This is a genomic window from Bacillus cereus group sp. BfR-BA-01355 (assembly GCF_022663675.1).
Lineage (GTDB): Bacteria > Bacillota > Bacilli > Bacillales > Bacillaceae_G > Bacillus_A > Bacillus_A thuringiensis_S.
This window is the reverse complement of the sequence record NZ_JAKUFY010000156.1, coordinates 1-8882: the sequence shown is the minus strand read 5'-3', so window position 1 is coordinate 8882 and position 8882 is coordinate 1. Positions and strand designations below refer to the sequence as shown.

The window sequence follows — 8882 nt, the reverse complement described above, 5'->3', positions numbered from 1 at the left end:
ATAAAAAGTTCCAAAGTAAACTAATAAATATTAGTTTATAGTTTCTTGCTTCAACAAATACGTCAAAGTGAAAGTTTAGACTTTCTTGTCCTTATACAAAAAGGGGAAGAGGTTAACTCCCATCCATTGAAGAGTTCGTTAAATTCCTATTTAACGAACTTTTGGATACTGAAATTCTATTTCTATTATAGTGGCAGCTTATTTGGTTTTTAGGTTTATAATTCATAGCTAGTTTAAGTTAAGTGTCTATTTTGAGTGGTCTATAAAGAATTAATCTTTTCGTGTCCTTATCAGCTCAATCAATTCTGGAAATAAAAAAGATTTTATAAATTTTTAGGTATAATTACCTTATATTTAGAAAATCCGAAAATATTAATTTTATATTTATGATATTTTAACTCTGTTACATTTATTGCGAATGACAAATATTTTTGAAGCGTAGAAAGATCTTATTTCTACGCTTCTTTTAATAAGTAGTAGATTTAGTGTTTTTTTAAATTTGTTATATAAGATTTTACAGCTTGCAATAAGAATTCTTCCTGTCTCATACCAGATTCCGCTGCCATTTGAACTACTTTTTGCTTGAATTCATGATCTGCATGAAAAGTTAATGGCTCTACATTACTTTTAAAGTAAATACCTTCTACATGTGGAAGGATCGTGCCAGATTTCATATGAGAATATAAGTACTTAATCTCCTCTTGAAACTGCAATGGATCTACTTGTAATACGAAAGGTTTAATTTCTAATCTGATAGTATCTGCTGAAATACTCAATCTCATATTTGTGATACCTAGCTCCTTATAAAATAAGTTTATTAAATTATAAGTAATGGAATTAAATAATTGAGGTTTTTTAAAGGAAAAAGATAAATACCCTCGTTTTGTAATTACCGCTTTTTTAATGAAAGGTTCAAAGGTGTAATCATGTTGTTTATAAGTGGATAGAGGGAAAATGTCTTCGTCCTCTGTAAGAATCTTGCCGTCTGCTCCATTGATCTCTATTACTCTAGCTGTTTTTCCGTTATGTTGATGTGTTAATAATTGATATAAGTATATATCTTCATCTTGAATCTTCGTAATGAATGTTTTTCGCTCTTTTGTTTTGGCTTTTTCATAATCAAGCATAAAAATTTCTAGCTCTTCCTCATCGATAAGATATACTTGTTTTCCTCTTTTTTCTACCATTGTTGCGGGTAATTTTCCAGATTTGATGTATGTAAAAATAGTAGATGGTGCAACATTAAGGATTTCAGCTACTTCTTTCGTGCTAAGGCCTTTAACCTCATTTTTATTTTTTAAACGTTCAATATCTTCTAAATAGAAAATCTTACTACCAAATTGCTTCCAGTTATCTTTATATACACATTCTATTAATCCATCTTTTTCTTTTTTTAAAATTGTTTGTACCGTTACTCCTAATAAGTCAGCTGCCTCTTTTGTCGTTACAGTAGGTTTTGTAATGAACAATAAATCTTGTGTCATGAAAGGACACCTCCATAACTATCGTTTGTTAATATTTTAAGTATGTATATATCATATCAGAATCTGATTTATATTTAAAATAAGAAATAGATTTTATTAAATATTGTATTCATTGTTATGGTTTGAAAATATTTTTCATTAAATTTATATGTTAATTAATCCTTATAGTTGTTTTTATTATAAAATCACTATGAATTTTAATTAGTTAACTGTTAAATAATATCTATTTGCTAATAAATTATAAAAAAATATAATTATAAGTAAATGAAGAAGAATGTAGCGTTCTTACAGAAAGAAAATGAAATATCATTTGTATAATTAATAGAAGTAAAATAAAATGATAATTATAAGTAATAAAGATAATTATATTCATAATCTTCAATAGGAGAGGTTAATTCGAAATATGAATAATAAATATGTAAAAGAAAATTTATCAATTATAAACAATCAAAGTGAGTATATAGATACATATGTAGAGAATATAAGAGATATCGTTCCATTTCTGCATAACAATAGTTATGTAGATAAGGTGGAAGAGAAGATGGAGGTTGCAGAAAAAGAGGGAAAGAGTAAATATACGTATTTAAGTGACATAGAAGTCATTTATCATTTCGTACATTTACAAAAAGATATGGATGAGAAGAAGAATAGAAAAGAGGATACGAAAAAGAGTTATATCTCAGAAATTGTATCATTTTGTCAGTGCATGGTGCAGCATGCAGAAGAATTTGAATTGAATGGGGAAGAGGTACAGAAAAAGGAATCTTTATTGAAAACATTGCAACCTTGGCATATTCGTAAATACAATTCTTGGTTGAAACGGGTAGAGAACGGTAGGAATGGTGACACATATGCAGTTGCAACACTTGCAAAGAAAACAGTGCTCATTCGTTCTTTTCTAAAACATCTTCATGTATTTTCTTATATTGAAAAACCTCTTCATGAAGAACTGCAGCGCGCAAATGTAAATGAACAGGATCGGCCAAATCGGGATCTATCCTATAATGAGGTTATGAAAATTTTAGGGTTTTATAAAGAAAGAGGACATTTAGTAAACTATACAATTTTACTTGCCCTGGCAAGTACTGGTGCAAGAATTCAAGAATTGTGCAACGCGAGAGTGAAGGATTTACATTATGACGGAAAGTACTGGTTAAAAGTTACTGGAAAAGGGGATAAAGTGCGTGAACTTTTCATTTCGGAACATTTATACCAGTGTATTTGTGAAATGAGGCGGAGAAGAGGATGCCAAACCGTATTGGAAAAAGGGGATGAGAGTCCGTTATTTATAAATCAAAGAGGAAATACTTATAACTCTAAAACACTATCGAATCAAGTAACAGATATGATAAAAAAGACAAACTTAGAGTTTTTACTGTATCGTGAAAATCCAGTAACAGCGCATACATTTCGTCATGCTTTTGCCATTATGGCAGTAGAACAGGGAAATGCAGATTTATATCATTTAATGCAAACACTTGGTCATGAAAATATACAAACCACTAAAATATATTTAGAAAAGCATATGAAACGTAAAAATAATGTTGGATCTTCTTTCGCTGATATGTTGGTTTAAAATTTATAACGTAAATAATCCCATTTAATTATATATTTTTTATATAATTAAATGGGATTTCTATTTATTCATTCATTCTTAAGACAACCTCTTTATAATTGAAATACGAAAAAATTTCTAAAATATATAAGTTGATCTACAGTGAAAAACAAATTAAAAATACTTAGAGTCAATTAGGTTTCATTTTTTTATCTTATTCTCTCCAAATTTGATGGACAAGATTTCTTTATAAATATAACTAGATACCACGTTAATTCTGAATTTTAGGTTTATCATAATAACTTAGATTAATTGGATTAAAAAAAAAGACAGTGTAAGTTTACACTGTCTCTTAATTTTTGCTGGGGAAAATTCAAAGTTAATCTTTTTTTTTAACGCCAAGATAGGCATTAGCAATAACTTAATATTTTAATGTGTATCAAAAATGGTTTTATAAGATCGTTACTACTTATATATTTTATTCTTAACAATCGCTTTTGTAATTACATTCTTCTACAGGCTTAGTTGCGTGTCCTTCATCATCTGTACACCATGATTGTGATTGGAAAGCTAAAAATACAGCTTCCCATTTATCAGTGTCTTTATAATGGAAAAGTACACCACCGTCTTGCCAAATACCATCATCCACTCTGAATTGTTCTACATTTCCTTGGTTCATATGAACATCATGAATTCCAGGTGGGATCTCTTCACCGTAAGCATACATATCGACTTTGGGATTATTTGCAGATGTTTTCATGTAATTTAAAAATTTGTCTTGTAAGTCGTTATCTTCTCCAGGCACAGTTACTGGAAGAGGGACTAATTTACAGCGATCAAGTAAATTGCCACGAATATAATCTAGTGCAATTTCTCTGTTGTTACGAGTGATTTTTGTGAAACCATAATTTAAGTTAGGTAGATTTGTAATTTGTTCGGAATGAAAATTTTTACCTGCATAATATAATAACTCGGATGGTCGTTTTTTTGATTTTACATTAATAATAATTTCGTATTCACGGTTATTATTATCTGAGACATTAACTGTAAAATGGGGTGTCCTATCATTATTATCAGGAGGGGTATACCCTACAACTTTCCCTTTTAAAACTCCATACTTTTTTAACGGCAATTCTATCAGCTCCTAAAAATTTATTTAATCAGAATGTAGTATTATCCGTATCTTATTTTTTATTAAGAATTTATAATGAAAAATTCATGAATAAAATATTCAAATATCAGCTCATAATATATATGGATTGAAAATATGTACATATAACAAATGTAAAAGAAGTAATTAAAATAATATTTGTTATTCTATCAACGGTTCTATCATTACGGCGTGTAAGGAAATGTAAAATGAAAATACCTTTACATAGGCGGACCAAATAAAAAAATTGTAAAAGGGTTAAGAAATAAATGCATGGCCCTAATTTTTATAATCATAAAGGGAATTTATAATCTAGTTTATATATTAATCGATAAAAACTTGAGTAACGTTTCCTTATAATCAGGAGGTTCTGTGTTATGGTACAAGAATTATATACTTATCGTGCAGGAAAAAAGGTTTTACTTCAAAAACGAGAAAATCAATTTGTAATTAGAACAAGTCCTGATAATTTAAGGGAAGTACATAAAAAATCAGAGGTTGAACAAGTATCTCCAGCATCTTTTCGTATTACAACAGATGAAAGTAACCTTGAGGATTTGATGAATGCTGCACGAGAAATAGCGCCTGCACATCATGCATATTATCGTATGGAAACAAACGATGAATTTCTTATTACAGATCGTATATTTGTAAAGTTTCGTAAAATATATTCTGAAGAAGAGGTTATTCTTTTCACTACACGTTATAAATTAGTATTACTACAGAAATATGATGATTATAATTATCTGTTTCAACTTACTAATGCTACTGGTATGAATCCGATCAAATTAATTGTTAAACTTATGGAAGAAGAAGTAAATGTAGAAGTAGCAGATCATGATTTAAATCATCGGATGCATATGTATGATTTGGAAATACCGCATGATGAATCGTATTCTAAGCAATGGCATTTACATACGCACTTTCGAAATGCAGAATATGATTTGCGTTCTTCCACAAGATGTGAAGATGCTTGGAAATTGCTTGGTCATTTTGGCAGTGAAGAAGTTGTTATAGGTTTTTCAGATGATGGATGTAAAGTAGATCATCCAGATTTTAATTCAACTAACAAATTTGCTAGCTATGGATACTTTAAAAATGAACGACTATTTGTAAATACGGATAGTGACTTTCAAAAACAACAAATGTATATAACTTGTAAAAATCATGGTACTTCTTGCGCTGGAGTAATTGCAGCAGAAGTTGATGCACAGTTTACAGTAGGTGCAGCACCAGGTTGTCGGCTTTTACCTATAAAATGGGAATCAAACGAAGAAGGTTTATTTATAACTGATTCAAAATTAATCACTGTTTTAAACTATATTGCTGATAAGGTAGATGTTTTTTCAAATTCATGGGGAAGGAGTCCTGAAAGAACATGGCCTATTCAAGTCTTGGAGAAAATCACTGAATTAACAAAAACGGGTGGAAGAAGACGTAAAGGCATTGTTTTTTTGTGGGCAGCAGGGAATGAGAATTGTCCAATTGAGCATAATGCTTTGGTTGATGTACCGTATACTGATGGATGGGAAAATGGTTCATGGGTAGGTGTAATAAAAGCTAAAAATTTTCATCACTCTTTAGTTAGTATTCCTGGTGTCATGTTTGTAGGAGCACTCAGTAGTCTAGCGCAAAGAAGTCATTATTCAAATTATGGTTTTGGACTTTCAATAACTGCACCTAGTAGCAATCTGCACGAATATTTTCGAATGCCTGTTAAAGGAGTACCAATTACGACAACAACTGGTTCTATCCCAGTTTTACATGGGAATTGTATACCAGAAAATGTAACAAGTCGTTTTGGTGGTACTTCCAGTGCAACTCCCTTAGTAGCGGGGATTGCGGCTTTAACTATTTCAGCGAATCCACATTTATCAGCTTTAGAAGTGATTTCTATTTTAAAAAGCACAGCATCTAAAAATTTGAACTTTGAGGGTTATTCAAAGACACCACCAAGTTCATTTGATATGGATACATCGTGGGACATTTCACCAATTCAACCATTTGATAAAGGTACATTTATTAATATTGGAAGCAGTGATGGGACATGGAGTCCATGGTTTGGACATGGTAGAGTGGACGCATTTGATGCAGTGAAAGAAGCTTTGAAACGTAATTAATGTGCATAAGATAATCCTTTTATTAAGTAGTTGAATTCGCAGTGAAAGAGGCAATAAAAAGATTTGATGCTGTAAGTTATAAGAAGATAATTTTAATTAATTAGGGGAAAGTAGATCAATTACATAGAGCGAATGATTTGCAAATTCATCTTTCGTGTGTAACAGATGATTTATATGTAGAAGTCATTGACATTCCAGTAGTATATTTACAACATATATCTTCATTTGGAAGAGATTATAATACGTTGACAGTTAATTATGTGTGGAAATTAAATGAGAAAATAATTTTTAATAATCTAAAGCTTTTTTAAGATAAAATGATAAAAGATCGTAAGTAAGTAAGTAAGTAAGTAAGTAAGTAAGTAAGTAACCGGATCCTTAACGTATAAGGATCCGGACATATAATATATAAACTTAAAATTTTTCTATGTGGGTTATCCTATCGCAATTGAGTTTGGGTCTGGAAATACTCTCTAAATGAAAACCCTAATTTCTTTACAGTTCAAATGAGAGAACTTGGAATATTAAAATATTCAATTGATCTACATAAAAAGTCTAACCAAATAATTTGTTTTGGATAAATTGAAAATTGTGCATGCGTGTATAAAGAAATACGATTGCTTCATACTAATTTTGATTGACTTTAATTTATTAAATCCTGTTGAAGGAGGAAAGTACATGGACAAGAAACAGCTTCATAGTGGAGGTTTTGTACCAAAATATCAGCTTGAAAAATTAGCGGAAAAGGGGAATGAAGAAGCAAAGAAAACACTTTTGCAAATGCAGCAAATTGAAGATAAAAACAAATGCCATAAAAAGTGAAAATATTGAGGATACACCTACTTTAACACATTTTTAAACTAAACGAGGGGATATATGATAACTAGATTTTATGCAGGAATTGTTTTGTGAGGGAGCGGAGCCCCCAGTTAGTAATGTAAACGTAAAAATTTTATAAAAAGATATTGAAACTTCATAATTAATTAGAAATCATTGGGCAAACATAACTAGGGGAATTTTGTAGAAAAAGCCTTTTTGGATTTTAGTTAGAAATTATAACTATAAATTAATATACATAGATTTTGATTTAATGTAGATATGAAAAACGGTTATTACAGTGAAGAATACCTACTAGTTTACTTGTTTTTAATAAGATAATATTTTTTTATCGATAAAATTTTGTATCTACTTTGGAGATTAAATAAATTATTTAGTTTGATGAGATTCAAACTTTTACAGCCCTTCCCGAACGAGAAAGCCCCTCGCCTTTAGGCATGGGATGAAAGTGAGGTTGGATAAGGAGTGCACTAAAAACCGCAAGGTTTGTGGCACTCTAAGTATCCAAAATGTTGGTATCTTTTATTTTTTTATCTTTCATGTTGCAGTTTTGTTATCCAACTGATACAATGCGAACATGATGAATGATTATAGAAGAACCAAAACAACCGTGTCATTAATTAACTATCATTTTGTGTTTTGCCCGCGATACAGAAGAAAGATTTTTCTTAACACAAAAGTAGAAGAACGTTTCAAGGAGTTGGTTCAAGAAATATGCGGAGAATTGGATATTTCTATTGTTGCAATGGAATGCGACAAAGACCACGTTCACTTGTTCTTAAATACACCACCAACACTTAGTCCTGCTGATACAATGGCAAAAATTAAAGGAGTGACATCAAAACGTTTGAGAGAAGAATTTCCACATCTTCAACACTTGCCGAGCCTATGGACGCGTTCTTATTTTGTTTCTACTGCTGGAAGTGTATCAAGTGAGACAATAAAACATTATGTTGAAAATCAAAAAACGAGGGGGTGAAACTTGTGCCACAAACCATCACGGTTAAAGTTAAATTGCTTCCAACAAAAGAACAAATCATGCTATTGGAACAAAGTAGCCACGAGTATATAAAAGTCATTAATGCTCTTGTATCTGAAATGGTTGAAGCAAAGAAAAGCACGAAGAAAAGTACAAAAGATATTGAGGCCAATATCCCAAGTGCGGTGAAAAATCAAGCAATTAAAGATGCGAAAAGTGTGTTTTCTACAAAGGTGAAAAAGAGTAAATACAAAATCGTTCCGATTCTAAAAAGACCTGTTTGTGTATGGAATAACCAAAACTATTCATTTGACTTCACACACATTTCAATTCCGTTTATGGTAAACGGAAAGTCAACTCGTTTAAAGGTTCGCGCTTTATTAATCGAAAAATATAATCGCAATTTCGAATTGCTGAAGCACAAGTTAGGTACACTTCGTATCACGAAGAAATCTGCTAAATGGATTGCTCAAATATCTGTCACGATTCCTACAAACGAAAAAACAGGAACAAAGATTTTAGGAGTAGACTTAGGTCTCAAAGTTCCTGCGGTAGCCATCACAGATGATGATAAAGTTCGTTTCTTCGGGAACGGTAGGCAAAACAAATTTATGAAACGTAAGTTTCGCAGTGTTCGCAAGAAATTCGGAGAAGCTAAGAAACTGAATGCCCTTCGTCAACTTGATGATAAAGAACAAAGATGGATGCAAGACCAAGACCACAAAGTAAGTCGTGGAATCGTTGATTTTGCAACGGA

At 31.0% G+C, this 8882-nt stretch carries 7 protein-coding genes; 5 read left to right on the top strand and 2 right to left on the bottom strand.

Annotated elements, in window-relative coordinates:
* Positions 1-482: 482 nt before the first annotated feature.
* Complete coding sequence (locus tag MR167_RS28990) at positions 483-1484, bottom strand: helix-turn-helix domain-containing protein (protein WP_242316074.1); 1002 nt, start codon at positions 1482-1484, stop codon at positions 483-485.
* A gap of 403 nt (positions 1485-1887) precedes the next feature.
* Here MR167_RS28990 and MR167_RS28985 point away from each other — a divergent pair, with 403 nt between their 5' ends.
* Positions 1888-3060 (top strand): tyrosine-type recombinase/integrase, encoded by a 1173-nt coding sequence (locus tag MR167_RS28985; RefSeq protein WP_078994737.1) that lies wholly within the window; start codon positions 1888-1890, stop codon positions 3058-3060.
* A 463-nt stretch (positions 3061-3523) separates the two neighbouring features.
* Here MR167_RS28985 and MR167_RS28980 read toward each other — a convergent pair whose 3' ends face one another.
* Positions 3524-4171, bottom strand: coding sequence for a YukJ family protein (locus MR167_RS28980; protein WP_078994736.1), 648 nt, complete (start codon positions 4169-4171; stop codon positions 3524-3526).
* Positions 4172-4566: 395 nt separating this feature from the next.
* Here MR167_RS28980 and MR167_RS28975 point away from each other — a divergent pair, with 395 nt between their 5' ends.
* From MR167_RS28975 to MR167_RS28960, 4 genes are all read left to right on the top strand, one after another.
* Complete coding sequence (locus MR167_RS28975) at positions 4567-6309, top strand: S8 family serine peptidase (RefSeq protein ID WP_078994735.1); 1743 nt, start codon at positions 4567-4569, stop codon at positions 6307-6309.
* Between the two features lie 678 nt (positions 6310-6987).
* On the top strand, positions 6988-7131 hold the full coding sequence (locus tag MR167_RS28970; RefSeq protein ID WP_000358797.1) for a hypothetical protein: 144 nt from the start codon (positions 6988-6990) through the stop codon (positions 7129-7131).
* Between the two features lie 592 nt (positions 7132-7723).
* Positions 7724-8125 (top strand): IS200/IS605 family transposase, encoded by a 402-nt coding sequence (gene tnpA / locus MR167_RS28965; protein ID WP_015406646.1) that lies wholly within the window; start codon positions 7724-7726, stop codon positions 8123-8125.
* Positions 8126-8130: 5 nt separating this feature from the next.
* Positions 8131-8882, top strand: a 752-nt coding sequence (locus MR167_RS28960) for a transposase (protein WP_242316073.1), incomplete at its 3' end; no start/stop codon positions are given.